Annotated in this window: 15 protein-coding genes; 4 read left to right on the forward strand and 11 right to left on the reverse strand. The window is 57.3% G+C overall.

The window, feature by feature from the left end; all coding sequences use genetic code 11:
* Window positions 1-13: 13 nt before the first annotated feature.
* Window positions 14-313, forward strand: a complete 300-nt coding sequence (locus GTU79_RS23645) for a GIY-YIG nuclease family protein (RefSeq protein ID WP_203523939.1) — start codon at window positions 14-16, stop codon at window positions 311-313.
* A 5-nt stretch (window positions 314-318) separates the two neighbouring features.
* On the opposite strand, the gene GTU79_RS23650 is transcribed toward GTU79_RS23645, so the two are convergent.
* Window positions 319-828: a GNAT family N-acetyltransferase gene (locus GTU79_RS23650; RefSeq protein WP_203523940.1), complete on the reverse strand. Its 510-nt coding sequence runs from the start codon at window positions 826-828 to the stop codon at window positions 319-321.
* Window positions 822-1,346, reverse strand: coding sequence for a ubiquinone anaerobic biosynthesis accessory factor UbiT (gene ubiT, locus GTU79_RS23655; RefSeq protein ID WP_132925815.1), 525 nt, complete (start codon window positions 1,344-1,346; stop codon window positions 822-824). Before ubiT ends, GTU79_RS23650 begins: the two co-directional genes overlap by 7 nt.
* A 288-nt stretch (window positions 1,347-1,634) precedes the next feature.
* Between ubiT and ubiU the strand changes: the two genes are divergently transcribed.
* The 3 genes from ubiU to GTU79_RS23670 all read left to right on the forward strand — a co-directional run bounded on the left by ubiU (window position 1,635) and on the right by GTU79_RS23670 (window position 4,669).
* Entirely contained in the window at window positions 1,635-2,630 is a 996-nt protein-coding gene (gene ubiU, locus GTU79_RS23660; RefSeq protein WP_203523941.1) for a ubiquinone anaerobic biosynthesis protein UbiU, read from the forward strand.
* Between the two features lie 12 nt (window positions 2,631-2,642).
* On the forward strand, window positions 2,643-3,521 hold the full coding sequence (locus GTU79_RS23665) for a U32 family peptidase (RefSeq protein WP_203523942.1): 879 nt from the start codon (window positions 2,643-2,645) through the stop codon (window positions 3,519-3,521).
* 140 nt (window positions 3,522-3,661) lie between these two features.
* Window positions 3,662-4,669 carry a luciferase-like monooxygenase gene (locus GTU79_RS23670; protein ID WP_132925809.1) on the forward strand — a complete coding sequence of 336 codons (1,008 nt, stop codon included), beginning with the start codon at window positions 3,662-3,664 and terminating at the stop codon, window positions 4,667-4,669.
* 423 nt (window positions 4,670-5,092) lie between these two features.
* On the opposite strand, the gene GTU79_RS23675 is transcribed toward GTU79_RS23670, so the two are convergent.
* From GTU79_RS23675 to nusA, 9 genes are all read right to left on the reverse strand, one after another.
* Entirely contained in the window at window positions 5,093-7,006 is a 1,914-nt protein-coding gene (locus GTU79_RS23675) for a DEAD/DEAH family ATP-dependent RNA helicase (RefSeq protein ID WP_132925807.1), read from the reverse strand.
* Between the two features lie 11 nt (window positions 7,007-7,017).
* On the reverse strand, window positions 7,018-7,077 hold the full coding sequence (yrbN, locus tag GTU79_RS31605; protein ID WP_132928005.1) for a protein YrbN: 60 nt from the start codon (window positions 7,075-7,077) through the stop codon (window positions 7,018-7,020).
* Window positions 7,078-7,181: 104 nt separating this feature from the next.
* Entirely contained in the window at window positions 7,182-8,069 is an 888-nt protein-coding gene (gene nlpI, locus GTU79_RS23685; protein ID WP_132925805.1) for a lipoprotein NlpI, read from the reverse strand.
* 150 nt (window positions 8,070-8,219) lie between these two features.
* Window positions 8,220-10,337 (reverse strand): polyribonucleotide nucleotidyltransferase, encoded by a 2,118-nt coding sequence (gene pnp, locus GTU79_RS23690; RefSeq protein ID WP_203523943.1) that lies wholly within the window; start codon window positions 10,335-10,337, stop codon window positions 8,220-8,222.
* Window positions 10,338-10,639: 302 nt separating this feature from the next.
* Window positions 10,640-10,909, reverse strand: a complete 270-nt coding sequence (gene rpsO / locus GTU79_RS23695; protein WP_074012496.1) for a 30S ribosomal protein S15 — start codon at window positions 10,907-10,909, stop codon at window positions 10,640-10,642.
* A gap of 119 nt (window positions 10,910-11,028) precedes the next feature.
* Window positions 11,029-11,976, reverse strand: coding sequence for a tRNA pseudouridine(55) synthase TruB (gene truB / locus GTU79_RS23700; RefSeq protein WP_203523944.1), 948 nt, complete (start codon window positions 11,974-11,976; stop codon window positions 11,029-11,031).
* Window positions 11,976-12,380, reverse strand: coding sequence for a 30S ribosome-binding factor RbfA (rbfA, locus tag GTU79_RS23705; protein ID WP_132925799.1), 405 nt, complete (start codon window positions 12,378-12,380; stop codon window positions 11,976-11,978). The genes truB and rbfA overlap by 1 nt, the downstream gene beginning before the upstream one ends.
* A gap of 413 nt (window positions 12,381-12,793) precedes the next feature.
* On the reverse strand, window positions 12,794-15,508 hold the full coding sequence (gene infB / locus GTU79_RS23710) for a translation initiation factor IF-2 (protein ID WP_132925797.1): 2,715 nt from the start codon (window positions 15,506-15,508) through the stop codon (window positions 12,794-12,796).
* Between the two features lie 25 nt (window positions 15,509-15,533).
* On the reverse strand, window positions 15,534-17,021 hold the full coding sequence (gene nusA / locus GTU79_RS23715; RefSeq protein ID WP_214513423.1) for a transcription termination factor NusA: 1,488 nt from the start codon (window positions 17,019-17,021) through the stop codon (window positions 15,534-15,536).
* Window position 17,022: the final 1 nt, after the last annotated feature.

Genomic DNA, 17,022 nt, shown 5'->3' on the forward strand with positions numbered 1-17,022 from the left:
CTCCCGCTACGCCATGAGCACATCCTGGTATCTTTATTTAATACGTACCGGCGACGGTATTCTGTATACCGGTATCACCACCGACGTAACGCGGCGGCTAAGGCAGCATGAACGCGGCGTCGGGGCAAAAGCGCTGCGGGGCAGAGGGCCGCTGACGCTGGTATTCCATTGCCCCGCCGGCGACAGAAGCAATGCTCTGCAATGGGAATATCGGATTAAGCAATTGACCCACGGCCAAAAAGAGCAATTAGTGGCCGCACCGGTATCCGCCCTGGAAGATCTGTGGTCCAGCGTGTTTCCCCGGCGGGCGTGAAGTGTTCAATTCAACAGCTGGTTGAAAGGCTCGGCATATTCCACCCGACCGTTTGCGTCCGCCATCGCGTCTTCAGCCAAGGTGAAAATGTGCAGGGGGGCGGCGGCGGCGAACTGTTGGCAATGCAAATGTCCATGGGCGGCGGGAACAAAGCCCAGCGCTGCGTAATAAGCGGGATCCCCCTGCACCACCACCCCGCGATAGCCGAACTCGTTCAGCATATCCAGCGCTTCATACACCAGTTGCCGCGCGATGCCCTGATGGCGAAATTCATCTTCCACCGCCAGCGGCGACAGCCCCACCCATTGGCAATCTTCACCTTCAATCCACACCGGGCTGAAGGCGGCATAACCGATTACGCCGCCCTCTGGGTCGGTGGCCACAATGCCCAGGGTGAGAAGTCCGTCCTCACGCAGCCGTTGCACTAAATCCGCCTCGGCATCACGTTGAAAGGCGCGGCGCAGCAGAGCATCGATACCCGGCGCGTCAACCGGTATTTCCGCCCTGATCAGCACGACGGGGAAACGCGGATGCCTTCACCGCCCGCGCCCTCTTTTAACCCGGCTTCAATAAACTCGGCCATTTGCGCCAATGCGATGCGCAGCAGCGCAGGCATCGTGGTCAGATCAACGGCATCCATCAAATTCTTGACGTACAAACCCAACTCGGTATCTCCCTCAATGCGCAAACGGCGCTGGAAAAACAAGGTATCGGGATCTTCCTTCCGGGCGGCAATCAGGATGAGATCGTTGGCATTACCGCTAAAACTCACCTCCGCTTGCGCCTGACGGCTGACTTTCAACTGACCGTCGTCGATGGTCATATACCACTCCAACGCCATGTCGGTAACGTCGATTCTCAGCCAGCGGCCAGATAAAAACTCCAACTCGCCTTCCGCCAGCGCTTCGCGAAACTGCCAGCGCAACACTTGCTCCAACACTTGGCGCTTAAGCGCGAAAGGGGTGAATTTGATTGGCAAGCGCAATAGCGACGGCCCCCGGCGCACTATGTCTGCTCGTAGTTTATCCAACACTGTTTCTACTCCTCTAAGAACCTTAAGCTATTTTGCCACAGTGAATAAAACCAATCGGGGTCTATATCAATTATTTTCCAACAAAGATCGCCTATTTCCCTTAGGAAATTATGGTTTTCAAGCCGCCATTACGCCATAAGCTGCCCCAAATCAAAATACCGGCGGCACGCCTTATTTAGAATTGCCACAATCACGCATGATCATTTGCCGATAAAACAAGCTGTTGGCCAATGAACTTTTAATGCCTTCCCCCATCTGGGGAAGGTTCATCCAGCAATCGGGAGCCATATGGAGTTGCTCTGTCCCGCCGGCAACCTGCCGGCCCTCAAAGCGGCGGTGGATAACGGCGCCGATGCGGTTTATATCGGCCTTAAGGACGATACCAACGCCCGCCATTTCGCCGGTCTTAATTTTACCGAAAAACGTTTCAATGAAGCGCAGGAGTATATCCATCGCCACCGGCGAAAGCTGCATGTGGCCATTAACACCTTCGCCCATCCCGACGGCTACGCCCGCTGGCAGCGCGCGGTTGACACGGCGGCACAGGGCGGCGCGGATGTCCTGATCCTGTCCGATCCGGCCATGCTGGAGTATGCGGCGGAACGCTATCCGCAGGTGGAACGCCATGTTTCGGTACAGGCGTCGGCAACCAACGAAGCCGCCATCCGTTTTTATCAGCAGCATTTCGCCGTATCAAGGGTGGTACTACCCCGCGTACTGTCCATGCATCAGGTGAAACAATTAGCGCTTACCAGTACCGTACCGCTGGAAGTCTTTGCCTTCGGCAGCCTGTGTATTATGGCAGAGGGACGCTGTTACCTCTCCTCTTACCTGACCGGTGAATCGCCGAATACGGTGGGCGCCTGCTCGCCGGCGCGTTTTGTCCGCTGGCAGCAAACCGAGGCGGGGATGGAATCGCGCCTGAACGATGTCCTGATAGACCGCTATCTGCCGGAGGAAAACGCCGGCTATCCCACCTTATGCAAAGGCCGCTATTTCGTGGACGGCCAGCGATACCATACCCTGGAGGAGCCCACCAGCCTCAATACGCTGGCACTGCTGCCGGAGCTTATGGCCGCCAATATCGCCTCGGTGAAAATAGAAGGACGGCAGCGCAGCCCGGCCTATGTCAGCCAGGTGACCAAGGTCTGGCGCCAGGCCATCGACAGCTGCCTGGCGGATCCCCGGCATTTCGAACCGCTGGCCGCCTGGAACGAGGCGCTAGGCGCGGTATCCGAAGGGACCCAAACCACCTTAGGCGCCTATCACCGTCGTTGGCAGTAACAGGAGACCGACATGAAATATGCATTAGGACCGGTACTCTATTACTGGTCTAAAGCCGATATCGAGGCGTTTTACGCCGCCGCCAGCGCCGGCAGCGCCGACGTTATCTATCTGGGAGAAACCGTCTGCAGCAAACGCCGCGCGCTTAAAACCGGCGATTGGCTGGAATTGGCGGCCGCCGTGGCGCAGTCGGGCAAGCAGGTGGTTCTTTCCACTCTGGCGCTGATTCAGGCGCCATCCGAGCTGACGGAAATAAAGCGTTATCTCGACAACGGTGATTTTTTGCTGGAAGCGAACGATATCGGCGTGGTCCAAATGGCGGCGGAAAAAGGTTTGCCTTTTGCGGCGGGTCCGGCCCTGAACTGTTACAACGCCTATACGCTGCGTATTTTGCATCGGCAAGGCATGGTGCGCTGGTGTATGCCGGTAGAGCTGTCGCGGGACTGGCTGCAAAATATTCTACTGCAGTGCGAGGAATTGGGATTTCGCCGGCAATTCGAAGTGGAGCTGTTCAGCTACGGCCATTTGCCCCTGGCCTATTCCGCCCGCTGTTTCACCGCCCGCTCGGAAAACCGGCCGAAAGATGAATGCCAGACCTGCTGTATCCAATATCCCCAAGGCCGGCGGGTCTTGTCCCAGGAGCAGCAGCAGGTCTTCGTGCTGAACGGCATACAGACCCAAAGCGGTTATTGCTATAACCTGATCAATGAGCTGCCCTCCATGGGGAATTTGGTGGACGTTGTGCGCCTGTCCCCGCAGGGCATGGATACCCTGGCGATGCTGGAGCGCTTTCGTGCCAATGAGCAGGGACAGCGGCCGTTGCCCCTAAGTCAACATGCCGATTGCAATGGCTATTGGCGCCGGGTCGCCGGATTGACATTGGTGGAGTGACAGCCCCGCCACGGGATCGGAGGCGGATACGGAACAAACGGCCCAGCTTTTTATGCGTATCGAAAAATTCCATTTTGGTTGATACTCATAGTTATCATTAGCCGGCAAAGCTATCGGCGCCATTGACTGCGAGTAACATTATGGCACAACAACCCGTTCCGTTTTCTCTTCTCGATCTCTCTCCGGTGCCGCAGGGCGCGACGCCCCGCCAGGCATTCGAATCGTCCCTGGATCTGGCCCGTCATGCCGAAACCTGGGGTTATAACCGCTATTGGCTGGCGGAGCATCACAATATGACCGGTATCGCCAGCGCCGCCACCTCGGTCCTGCTGGGTTATATCGCCGGCGGTACCCAGACCCTGCGTCTGGGATCCGGCGGCGTCATGCTGCCGAACCACTCCCCGCTGGTGATAGCTGAACAGTTCGGTACCCTGGCGACGCTCTATCCGGGCCGGATTGATTTAGGCCTCGGCCGGGCCCCCGGCACCGATCAACGGACCATGGTGGCGCTGCGCCGCCATCTCGCCGGCGATACCGACAATTTCCCCCGCGACGTGCAGGAGCTGTTGATGTATTTCGACGACGTGCAGCCAGGGGCGCCGGTCCAGGCGGTGCCGGGCCAGGGTCTGCATGTGCCCATATGGCTGCTGGGCTCCAGTCTGTATAGCGCCCAGCTGGCCGCGGCCCTGGGTCTGCCGTTCGCCTTCGCCTCCCATTTCGCGCCGGATATGCTGTGGCAAGCGTTGGACATCTACCGCGAACAGTTCAAGCCTTCGGCTTCGTTGGAAAAACCCTACGCCATGGTCTGCATCAACGTAATTGCCGCCGACAGCGATCGCAACGCCCGCTATCTGTTCACCTCAATGCAGCAGCAGTTTACCAATCTGCGCCGCGGCCGACCGGGTCCGTTGCCGGCGCCGGTGGAAGATATCGAAGCGTTATGGTCGGCGGGAGAACAGTATGGCGTCGAACAGGCGCTGCGCATGTCGGTGGTGGGCGGCCGGGAAAAGGTCCGCGCCGGTCTGCAGGCAATATTGACCGAAACCGGGGCCGATGAGCTGATGATTAACGGACAGATTTTTGATCACCAGGCCCGGCTGCGCTCATTTGAAATCGCCATGAGCGTTAGGTCGGAGCTAACGGTGTAATTCTCACCGGCCGAGGCCGGATTCAGGGCAAAAAAAAACCGCCGGTAAGGCGGTTTTTTTTTCATGCGCTATAGGTCCGCGATCATCGAACGTGCAGCGAACCTGTTAAAGGGAGACCGTACTGATGGGGTCGAATCGGGCGTTATTTTCCGCCCGACCGAGCGCCCCACAGCGCGGTAGGCCCGCGATCATCGAACGTGCAGCGAACCTGTTAAAGGGAGACCGTGCTGAGGGGTCGAATCGGGCGTTATTTCCCGCCCGACCGAGCGCCCCACAGCGCGGTAGGCCCGCGATCATCGAACGTGCAACGAACCTGTTAAAGGGTGTGCCCCATGACACTCTACTTCACGAGCGCCGGGTTGACAAAGGCCACCCCATCACCGGACCTATTGAAACCGCCCTTGGGCGGTTTGTCATCCTATCTTATGCATCACTACCGAAACGGCGGCGGCCTGCCGGTGCGGCGGCGCTGTCGCCATCACGGCGCGGGGCGCGCTGGCCGTCGCGGCTGAAACGGCGCTCGGTGCTTGCTCCGCCTTCACGGCGATCGCTGAAGTTACGGCGGGCCGGCGCGCCGGCTGGAGCGCTGCCGCCTTCACGACGTTCACCGCCGCCGAAACCGCCGCGAGGTGCGCCGCCACGGCGTTCACCGCGGGGTTGGGCCTGGGCTTCACCCACAAATTGCATATTCATCGGCTTGTTAAGAATACGCGTACGGGTGAAATGCGACAGCATATCCCCCGGCATACCCTTCGGCAGTTCGATGGTGGAGTGGGAAGCGAACAGCTTGATATTGCCGATGTACCGGCTGCTGATATCGCCTTCGTTGGCAATGGCGCCCACGATATGGCGAACTTCCACCCCGTCGTCACGGCCCACTTCAATGCGGTACAAATCCATTTCACCCACGTCGCGACGTTCACGGCGTGCCGGACGTTCACCGCCGGCACCAGCGCTTTCCGGGCGACGTTCATCACGTTCGCGGAATTCACGGCGCGGACGACGGTCAATAACCGGATCCGGCGGCAGGATCAGCGGACGTTCGCCCTGGGCCATTTTGAGCAGTGCCGCGGCCAGGGTTTCCATATCCAGCTCTTCCAGCGGCTGAAGCTTCGCCAGCAGGGCGCGATACATATCCAAATCGCTGCTTTCCAACTGGGCCTGGACCTTCGAGGCGAATTTTTCCAGACGGCGCTGGCTGAGCAACTCGCCGGTAGGGATTTCCACTTCTGGAATAGCCAGCTTCATGATACGTTCGATATTCTTCAGCAAACGGCGTTCGCGGTTCTCAACGAACAGCAGCGCGCGTCCGGCGCGGCCCGCACGGCCGGTACGGCCGATACGGTGCACATAGGATTCCGAATCCATCGGAATATCATAGTTCACCACCAGGCTGATACGATCCACATCCAGCCCGCGAGCCGCCACATCCGTGGCAATCAGAATATCCAGACGACCGTCCTTCAGGCGATCCAGGGTTTGTTCACGCAAGGCCTGGTTCATATCGCCGTTAAGGGCGGCGCTGTTGTAACCGCTGTGCTCCAGCGCTTCCGCCACTTCCAGCGTGGCGTTTTTGGTGCGCACGAAGATGATGGCGGCGTCGAAATCTTCCGCTTCGAGGAAACGCACCAGCGCTTCATTCTTGCGCATGCCGTGCACCGTCCAGTAACTCTGGCTGATATCGGGACGGGTGGTCACGCTGGACTGAATCCTGACTTCCTGCGGATCGTTCATGAAACGACGGGTAATCCGGCGAATCGCCTCAGGCATCGTGGCGGAAAACAGCGCCGTCTGATGCTTGGCGGGGATTTGCGCCATAATGGTTTCCACGTCTTCGATAAAGCCCATACGCAGCATTTCATCGGCTTCATCCAGCACCAAACCGCTGAGTTTGGATAAATCGAGGGTGCCGCGTTTCAAATGGTCGAGCAGACGACCCGGCGTACCCACGACAACCTGCGGCCCTTGGCGCAGGGCGCGCAACTGGACGTCATAACGCTGGCCGCCGTATAGCGCCACCACGTTAATGCCTTTCATATGCTTGGCAAAATCGGAAATCGCTTCCGCGACCTGTACCGCCAACTCACGGGTTGGCGCCAGAACCAGCACTTGGGGAGCGGCCAGTTCCGCATCAATATTATGTAATAGGGGCAAAGCAAACGCAGCGGTCTTCCCGCTCCCGGTTTGCGCCATGCCCAGTACATCACGGCCCGCCAGCAACTGCGGGATACACTCTAACTGGATTGGCGATGGTTTTTCGTAGCCCAGATCGAGAAGAGCGTTGAGGATGGGAGTGGAGAGTCCCAAATCAGCAAAGGAGGTTTCAACTTCAGACATGTACACGTGCCTCATTTCATCATGGCGGCCAGTCTACATACCTCGTCGTGAAAACTTTCAGTCATTTTCATCAAAAGTGTGAACCGGCTCAAATTGGATTAAAAACGGACAAACAAGCCCTCACCCTCGCAGGTGATAAAAAAAAGGTATCGGGCTGAGTTGTTTAGTTCGTCAGCTATTGCTGGTCCGATTCTGATAGGTCGTCTTGCCCTTGGCCTAAAAGCGCCAATTCCAACAATGCATAGCGGTGCTCAACAAAGTTATGTACGTTGTTAGCGACCGTCAGTTTGAACAGCGCCGAAGCGGAGTTCTTGTCCCCCAGACTCAGGTAGTGTTTACCTAAATAGAAGTCAGTTTCACTGAGATGCTCGGCGAGCGAAGTGTTATCCGTTGCGTCCGCCTTAAGGCGCTCCATCAGCGTTGTTTCACTGATGTCCCCCAGGTAGAACTCGACAATATTCCATCCCCATTGCCCCCTGTTCGCTTTCTGATAGCGCTGTGCCAGCGCGTCTTTGGCTTTGTTGGTGTCGATTTGCTTCTCCACCAGGTAAAGCCACAGCGAACGGAATGGATCATTTGGGTCGTCGCGATAAAACGCCTGCAGATCATCCTGCGCTAAACGGTAGCGGCCTCCATAATACAAGGCGATGCCACGGTTTAAATACGCGTAATTGTAAGTTGGATCAAGCTCTAGTACAGAATCAAACGCTTCATAGGCAGCATCAAAATTGCCTGCCTGCGTTAAATATATGCCGAGATAATTAAAAACTTCCGGCATATCGGGTCGTATTGCCAGCGCTTGTGAAAAATCATTCCGCGCTAGCGCACGCAACCCAAGACTATCATACAGCACTCCGCGCTCATATAATAGCTGTGCTCGTTCATCATCGGTTAGTGCCCGGCTCGCCAGGATTTGTTCCATGCGCGCCAGGATGACTTCCTGTTGTAACGTCGGCTGTAAGGGAACAGCTAATACGTCATCTTTACTACGCCAATCAATGTTGCTGCATCCTGCCAGCATAAACGCCATCGCAACGAACCACCAGCGCAAGTAAGGCCTCATTTCCCACTCCCGAAGAAAAACATTGGATGAACGTCCTGTCCCCCATCGGCTTAACACAAGGCGTCCCGCCCTTGTGATACGATCAGCTCCCTACCGCGTAAGGAGCTGTAAATTGCGCTAACAGTAATTATACTCTTTTATCGTGCCGATTTATTCTACTTCAGGTACTGCCGCATCCTGACCGGGCGTGGTGGCTTCTTTGATGCTTAAACGCACGCGCCCCTGACGATCGACTTCCAATACCTTGACCGGCACTTCTTGTCCCATTTGCAAATAGTCGGCCACTTTTTCCACACGCTTGTCGGCAATCTGGGAAATATGCACCAGACCTTCTTTGCCGCCGCCGATTGCCACGAAGGCGCCAAAATCGACAATACGCGTCACTTTACCATTATAGACCCGGCCCACTTCAATTTCAGCGGTAATCTCTTCGATACGGCGAATGGCATGGCGCGCTTTCTCACCGTCGGTGGCAGCGACTTTGACCGTGCCGTCATCTTCGATTTCAATGGTCGTGCCGGTTTCTTCCGTCAGGGCGCGAATCACCGAGCCACCCTTGCCAATCACATCCTTGATCTTGTCCGGATTGATTTTGATGGTATGAATACGGGGTGCGAACTGAGAAATATCGCCGCGCGGCGTACTGATAGCCTGTTCCATCACGCCCAGGATATGCAGGCGGGCGCCTTTGGCCTGATTCAACGCCACCTGCATGATCTCGCGGGTGATGCCTTCAATCTTGATATCCATCTGCAACGCGGTGACACCTTCGCGGCTACCGGCCACTTTGAAGTCCATGTCGCCAAGATGATCTTCATCACCCAGGATGTCCGACAGCACGACAAAGCTATCCCCTTCTTTCACCAGTCCCATGGCGATCCCGGCCACTGCCGCTTTGATCGGCACGCCGGCATCCATCAGCGCCAGCGAAGCGCCGCACACGGAAGCCATGGAGGAAGAACCGTTGGATTCGGTGATTTCCGACACCACACGCACGGTGTACGGGAACTCATTGGCTTTCGGCATCACGGCCAGCACGCCGCGCTTAGCCAGTCGGCCATGGCCGATTTCCCGGCGCTTCGGCGAACCGACCATGCCGGTTTCACCCACGCAGTACGGAGGGAAGTTATAGTGTAGCAGAAAACGATCGGTACGCTCGCCGGTCAATTCGTCTATATTTTGCGCGTCACGCTCGGTGCCCAGGGTGGCGGTTACCAGCGCCTGGGTTTCGCCACGGGTAAACAGTGCCGAACCATGGGTGCGCGGCAATACGCCGGTACGGATATCCAGACCGCGGATCATGTCTTTTTCACGGCCGTCGATGCGCGGTTCACCGCGCAGCACCCGGCTGCGGACCACGGTTTTTTCCAGGCTGCCCAGCAGTTCCTGAATTTCTCCGTCGTCAAGGGCAGGGTCCTGAGCCAGCAGCGCCGCGGCAACGTCGGACTTGATGGCATCAACCTGGGCGTAGCGCGCCTGTTTTTCCGTGATGCGGTAAGCATCACCCAGACGGGCTTCGGCCAGTTCGGCAACCCGGGCCTGCAAATCGGCGTTGACTTCCGGCGCGTGCCAATCCCATCTCGGTTTGCCGGCTTCCGCCGCCAGGGCCTTGATATTTTCAATCACGACCTGCTGCTGTTCATGGCCAAAGACCACGGCGCCCAGCATTTCGTCTTCGCTCAGCAGCTGCGCTTCGGATTCCACCATCAGAACCGCATTCGCCGTACCGGCGACCACCAGGTCCAGCTGGCTTCCAGCCAGTTCGGCGGTGGTGGGATTCAACACGTACTGCTTGTTGATATATCCGACCCGCGCGGCGCCGATGGGACCGTTAAACGGGATGCCGGACAGGCTCAATGCGGCGGAAGCGCCGATCATGGCCACGATATCCGGGCTGACCTGCGGATTAACGGAAACCACGGTGGCAATGACCTGGACTTCGTTCAGGAATCCATCAGGAAACAGCGGACGGATGGGACGGTCGATCAAACGGGAAATCAGGGTTTCGCCTTCGCTGGGACGGCCTTCGCGGCGGAAGAAGCCGCCCGGGAAACGGCCGGCGGCATAGGTGCGTTCCTGGTAGTTAACGGTGAGCGGAAAAAAGTCCTGTCCCGGTTTGGCATGTTTAGCACCCACCACGGTAACGAATACGGCGGTGTCGTCCATGCTGACCATAACGGCGGCAGTGGCCTGGCGGGCCATCATTCCGGTTTCAAGCGTAACCGTATGTTGTCCATATTGAAACTTGCGTACAATCGGATTTAGCAAAATGATATCCTTTTTCTGGGCGGGCTTCTCTGTCTCGCTCGCCGATAACAATACCCGCCATACCTCAAGTTGCAGGTGCGTTGGCTTTCCAGCAACTCGAATTATTTAGGGTACAACCCATCTTCCTATTGCATCCTCGCGACTAATGACAATCCTTATCCCCCTGGATAAAGCCTCTCATTAGCCGCGCGAATCTCAGCAATTGAAGAATCTTCATCAGCAACAACACATTACCTTGAACGGTTATCGCTGCCTAGAAGAAAGGGGCCGCATAAGGCCCCTTTCTACCAAAACTGTCTGGCTTAACGACGCAGACCCAGACGCTCGATCAGGCTGGTATAACGTGCGACATCTTTACCTTTCAGGTAGTCAAGCAGCTTACGACGCTGTGAAACCATGCGCAGCAGACCACGACGGCTATGGTGATCTTTCTTATGTTCCGCAAAATGGCCTTGCAAATGGCTGATTTGAGCGGTTAAAAGAGCAACCTGAACCTCGGTGGAACCGCTATCTTTGGCATCACGGCCGAAATCAGTAACGATTTTTGCTTTTGCTTCAACACTTAGAGACATTATAACACTCCAAAATTATTGTGAAATACACACAGGCGCCGATCTCTAATTCAGCAACCCCATTCATAAGCCGCGCTATTCTACTCTTAGCCTCGGCCGGAAGCAAGGCGCAGACTCATTCAGCCGCGGGCTTCCGCCACCAGCCGGCGGGGCGCGACCATGCCCGGCTCGGTGATTTCCCCCACGCCGAAAAAGGCGCGCTCCGGCCCTTCGGTCAATCGGACCATGGCGTTTTGCGGCGTATCTCCCGACGACACCGATACCGCTTGCCCCAGCCTGACATAACCGGCCAGCACCGCGGTAAGATTGACTTCCGGCATGGCGGACACCGCGCTGTCCATAGGCAGCAGCAGCTTATCAAGGGTGGCCAGGGTATCGGCGGCGGCGGGGTCTTCGCCGCTGAGGGCGCGCAACTGCTCCAGCGTCACCATCCGCTCGGTGGGATAATCAGCCACCGCCAGACGGCGCAGCTCGATAACATGGGCGCCGCAGCCAAGCATTTCGCCGAGATCGTCGATAATGGTGCGGATATAGGTGCCCTTCGAGCAATGGATTTCCAGTTCGAGGCTCTGTTGATCCCAGTGCACCAACTTCAGCTCATAAACCCGGATCGGCCGGGCTGCGCGCTCCACTTCGATACCCTGGCGCGCATACTCGTACAGCGGCCGGCCCTGGTGTTTCAGCGCCGAATACATGGAGGGAATCTGCATGGATTCCCCACGAAAGCGCTGCAGGGCCTGCTCCAGCTGCTGCTGGCCCAGGTCCACCGGGCGCTCGCTGATAATCGTTCCTTCCGCATCCGACGTATCGGTGCGCTGCCCCAGCCGGGCCACTACCCGATAGCGCTTGTCCGCATCCAGCAAATGCTGGGAAAACTTGGTGGCTTCACCCAGGCAGATGGGCAGCATCCCGGTGGCCAGGGGATCCAGCGCGCCGGTATGCCCGGCTTTGTTGGCCGCGAACAGGCGCTTCACTTTTTGCAGCAGATCATTGGAGGAAAGCCCCATGGGCTTATCCACCAGAACGATACCGTTTATGTCTCGGCCGCGACGACTGGGACGCCCCATCAGTCCTCCTTGTCCTCGTCCGGTTCCGATTCGGTGCGCCGGGCGCGATCCTGCTGTACCACCTGGCTCACCAGGTTGGACATTCTCATCCCTTCCACCAGCGAATTGTCATAGGCGAACGTCAGTTCCGGCACCACCCGCAGGCGCATGGCTTTACCCAGCAAACTGCGGATAAACCCGGACGCGTCCTGCAAGGCGTTAATGCCCGTTTTGATTTGCTGAGGCTCGTTATCATTGAGGAAAGTCACAAATACCTTGGCATAAGCCAGATCGCGCGAGACTTCCACAGCGGAAACCGTCGCCATGCCCACACGGGGGTCTTTGATTTCGCGTTGCAGGATGATGGCGATTTCTTTTTGCATCTCCTGCGAGACGCGCTGGGTGCGACTGTATTCTTTTGCCATTCTAAATTCTCCAGACAAAACAGGGGGCATAATGCCCCCCCAGACTGCTGACAAACACGCCCGAACCCGATAAGGCGGGACAGGCTGCTAGAAGAGTAAACCGTCCGCGCCAGGGATGGCGCGGATCGAGCCCCCAGGGAAGGGTTTACGGCGTGTTTACGATCTAGCAGCCTGTCTCGACCGGGCACTTTGTCAACAAGCTCAGGGGGCATAATGCCCCCCTCTTACCGCTGACAAACCTGCTCGGAGTCAATAAGGCGGGACAGGATGATAGAAGAGTAAACCGTCCGCGCCATGGAAGGCGCGGATCGAGCCTCCAGGGATGGATTCACGGGGCGTGTTTACGATCTAGCATCCTGTCCCGACCAAGCACCTTGTCAGCAAGCTCAGGGGACATTAGTCCCCTGTTACTCTTACTCGATGGTGCGCTGGATCTCGATGGTTTCGAAGACTTCGATCACATCGCCCGGCTGGACGTCGTTGTAATTCTTGACGCCGATGCCGCATTCCATACCGTTGCGCACTTCGGCAACGTCATCTTTGAAGCGGCGCAGGGATTCCAGTTCGCCTTCATAGATAACAACGTTATCACGCAGCACGCGTATTTTGTTGTTACGCTTGACCAGGCCTTCCGTCACCATACAGCCGGCGATGGCGCCGAATTTCGGCGAGCGGAACACATCGCGCACTTCAGCCAGGCCGATGATTTCCTGGCGGTATTCCGGCGCCAGCATCCCGCTCATGGCCTGTTTGACCTCGTCAATCAGCTCATAAATAATCGAGTAGTAACGCAAATCCAGGCTTTCCGCGTCAATCACCTTACGGGCGGACGCATCGGCGCGGACGTTAAAGCCCAGGATAATGGCATTGGACGCCGCGGCCAGGGTGGCATCGGTTTCGGTGATGCCGCCGACGCCGGAGCCCACGATCTTGACCTTGACTTCCGCGGTGGACAGCGCTTCAAGCGCATCGCTGATGGCTTCGGTGGAACCCTGGACATCGGCCTTGAGCACGATATTCAATTCGGAGACTTCGCCTTCGGTCATGTTGGCGAACATATTCTCCAGCTTGGATTTCTGCTGGCGCGCCAGTTTCACTTCGCGGTATTTACCCTGGCGATACAAAGCCACTTCACGGGCTTTCTTTTCGTCGCGCACGACGGTGGCTTCATCACCGGCAGCAGGCACGCCGGACAAGCCGAGGATTTCCACCGGAATCGACGGACCGGCGGAAGAGACCTCACGTCCCAGTTCGTCACGCATGGCGCGAACCCGGCCGTATTCAAAGCCGCACAGGACGATATCGCCCTTGTTAAGGGTACCTTCACGCACCAACACGGTGGCGACCGGCCCACGGCCCTTATCCAGGAAGGATTCAATCACCGCGCCGCTGGCCATACCGACACGAATGGCCTTGAGCTCGAGGACTTCCGCCTGCAGCAGGATGGCGTCAAGCAGTTCGTCGATACCGGCCCCGGACTTCGCCGAGACGTTGACGAACTGGCTCTCGCCGCCCCACTCTTCCGGGATCACGCCGTATTGGGTCAATTCGTTTTTGACACGGTCCGGATCGGCTTCGGGTTTATCGATCTTGTTCACCGCCACCACCACCGGCACCTTGGCGGCCTTGGCATGCTGGATGGCTTCGATGGTCTGCGGCATCACGCCGTCATCGGCGGCCACCACCAGCACCACGATATCCGTCGCCTGGGCGCCGCGGGCACGCATGGCGGTGAACGCCGCATGTCCCGGGGTATCCAGGAAGGTGATCATGCCGTTCTCGGTCTCAACATGGTAAGCGCCGATATGCTGGGTAATGCCCCCGGCTTCGCCGGCCGCCACCTTGGTTGAGCGGATATAGTCCAGCAGCGAGGTTTTACCATGGTCGACGTGTCCCATGATGGTCACCACCGGCGCACGGGGTTCAGCCACCGCGTCGATATCACGGTCGCTCAGCACCATCTCTTCCAGTTCGTTTTCACGACGCAGAATCACCTTGTGGCCCATCTCTTCGGCCACCAGCTGCGCGGTTTCCTGGTCAATCACCTGGTTGATGGTCGCCATGGCGCCGAGCTTCATCATCGCCTTGATAACCTGTGAACCCTTCACAGCCATTTTATTGGCCAGCTCCGCCACGGTGACGGTTTCGCCAATCACCACATCGCGGTTCACTATCTGGGCAGGCTTGGTGAAGCTTTGCTGCAGCGTGCTCGGTTTGCGCTTGCCTTTGCCGCCGCGGGTAACGGCCCGGGCCTCTTCGCGATCGGCCTTGGATTCAGACAAACGGCTGGTTTTTTTCTGCTTGGTGGCCTTGCCGCCACGGGTGCGGGCACGACGTTCGCCTTCCACCTTGCGATCGTTTTCATCTTCCGCTTCACGAGCGTGATGGGACGTGGTGACATGATAATCACTGGAGTCTTCTTCCACCGGCTCCGGCGTGGCTACCCAGGTACCGCCGTTTGCTTCCGCCATCCGCTTGGCTTCTTCCATAGCGAGGCGGGCACTTTCTTCAACCTTGCGACGCGTTTCCTCTTCCGCTTTACGTCTAAGCTCAGCGGCCTCGGCTTCACGGCGGGCTTTTTCGGCCGCCTGTGGTGACTTGGTCATATGATTGGTCTGCTGGTTGGTCAATTTTTCACTTTCCGCTGCCACGCGCTTCGCTGTCTCAGCGGCCTCACGTTTGGCTTTATCGTCGGCCGCACGTTTTGCTTTTTCTTCGGCTTCACGCTTGGCTTTCTCAGCGGCTTCACTGGCAGCGCGCTCTTGAGCCTCACGAAGGGCCAATTCTTCCGCTTCACGTTTTGCCAGCTCTTCCGCTTCAGCCTGTTCAGCCGACTGGGAATCGCGTTGCACATAGGTACGTTTTTTGCGGACTTCAATTTGCACAGACTTACTTTTACCGCCGGTACTGGGAATATTCAAGGTGCTGCGTGTTTTACGCTGCAAAGTTAACTTGTTCGGCGCGCTGCCCCGCTCACGGTTCAGGTACGCCAATAATGTTTGTTTCTCATGCTGGGTCACAGAATCCGCCGCGGTCTTATCGATACCAGCATCAGCAAACTGCTGTACCAGGCGATCGACCGGAGTCTGAATTTCTGCGGCGAGCGATTTTACGGTTACATCTGTCATGCTGTTCCTTTCCTGCTACAGTTTATTACGCGTTGTCGCCAAACCAACAGATATTACGGGCGGCCATAATAAGCTCACCGGCCTTTTCGGTACTCAGCCCTTCAATATCCGACAGGTCATCGACACCCTGTTCGGCAAGATCTTCCAGCGTACAAACACCGCGCGCCGCCAGCTTGAACGCCATCTCACGCTCAAGCTCCGGCAAATTAAGCAGGTCTTCAGCCGGCTTGCCCCCGCCGCGAGTCTCTTCCTGCGCCAAGGCGAGCGTGGTCAGGGCATTTTTAGCCCGTTCACGCAGCGCTTCTACCATGTCTTCATCAAGCCCTTCGATTTCCATTAATTCCTTGATCGGGACATAGGCGAGTTCTTCCAATGAGGAGAAACCCTCCTCCACCAGCACAGTGGCGAACTCTTCATCGATGTCCAGATGCTTGGTAAAAATATCAATGGCGGCGTGGGCTTCAGCCTGATGTTTTTCCTGCAGATCCTCCACCGTCATGACATTCAGCTCCCAACCGCTGAGCTGCGACGCCAGACGAACGTTCTGCCCGTTGCGGCCGATAGCCTGCGCCAGGTTACCGGACTCAACCGCGATGTCCATGGTGTGCTTGTCTTCATCCACAACGATGGAGGCAACGTCAGCGGGCGCCATGGCGTTAATCACGAACTGGGCCGGGTTGTCGTCCCACAGGACAATATCGATACGCTCACCGCCCAATTCGCTGGAAACCGCCTGCACGCGCGCACCGCGCATGCCGACACAGGCGCCCACGGGATCAATACGCTTATCATTGGTTTTCACAGCGATTTTGGCCCGTGACCCGGGATCGCGGGCAGCGGCCTTTATTTCTATCACTTCTTCACCGATTTCCGGCACTTCGATGCGGAAAAGCTCGATCAGCATCTCGGGACGCGAACGGCTGACAAACAGCTGGGCGCCGCGCGCTTCCGGGCGAACGGAATACAACACGCCGCGAATCCGATCGCCGGGGCGGAAGTTTTCCCGCGGCAGCATGTCCTCACGGCCGATAACCGCTTCGGCATTGCTGCCCAAATCAAGGCTGATGTTGTCGCGATTGACTTTTTTTACCACGCCGGTGACTATCTCGCCTTCATGCTGGCGGAATTGATCCACCACCATCGCGCGTTCGGCCTCGCGTACTTTCTGGACGATGACCTGCTTTGCGGTCTGGGTGGTGATGCGGTCGAAGACCACGGACTCGATCTCATCTTCAACGTAGCCGCCAAGGGAAGCGCTTGGATCTTCAAACTGGGCGGCGTCAAGGGTGATTTCACGGGTCGGCTGCGTGACTTCGTCGACAATGACCCAACGACGGAAGGTCTCGAAATCGCCGGTTTTACGTTCGATATTGACACGAACCTCGATTTCTTGCTCGTATTTTTTCTTTGTTGCCGTCGCCAGCGCGGTTTCCAACGCTTCAAAAATTTTTTCACGAGGAACCGCTTTCTCGTTGGAAACTGCTTCAACAACAGCCAGAATTTCTTTATTCATC

This window comes from Sodalis ligni (assembly GCF_016865525.2).
Taxonomy (GTDB): Bacteria; Pseudomonadota; Gammaproteobacteria; order Enterobacterales; family Enterobacteriaceae; genus Acerihabitans; species Acerihabitans ligni.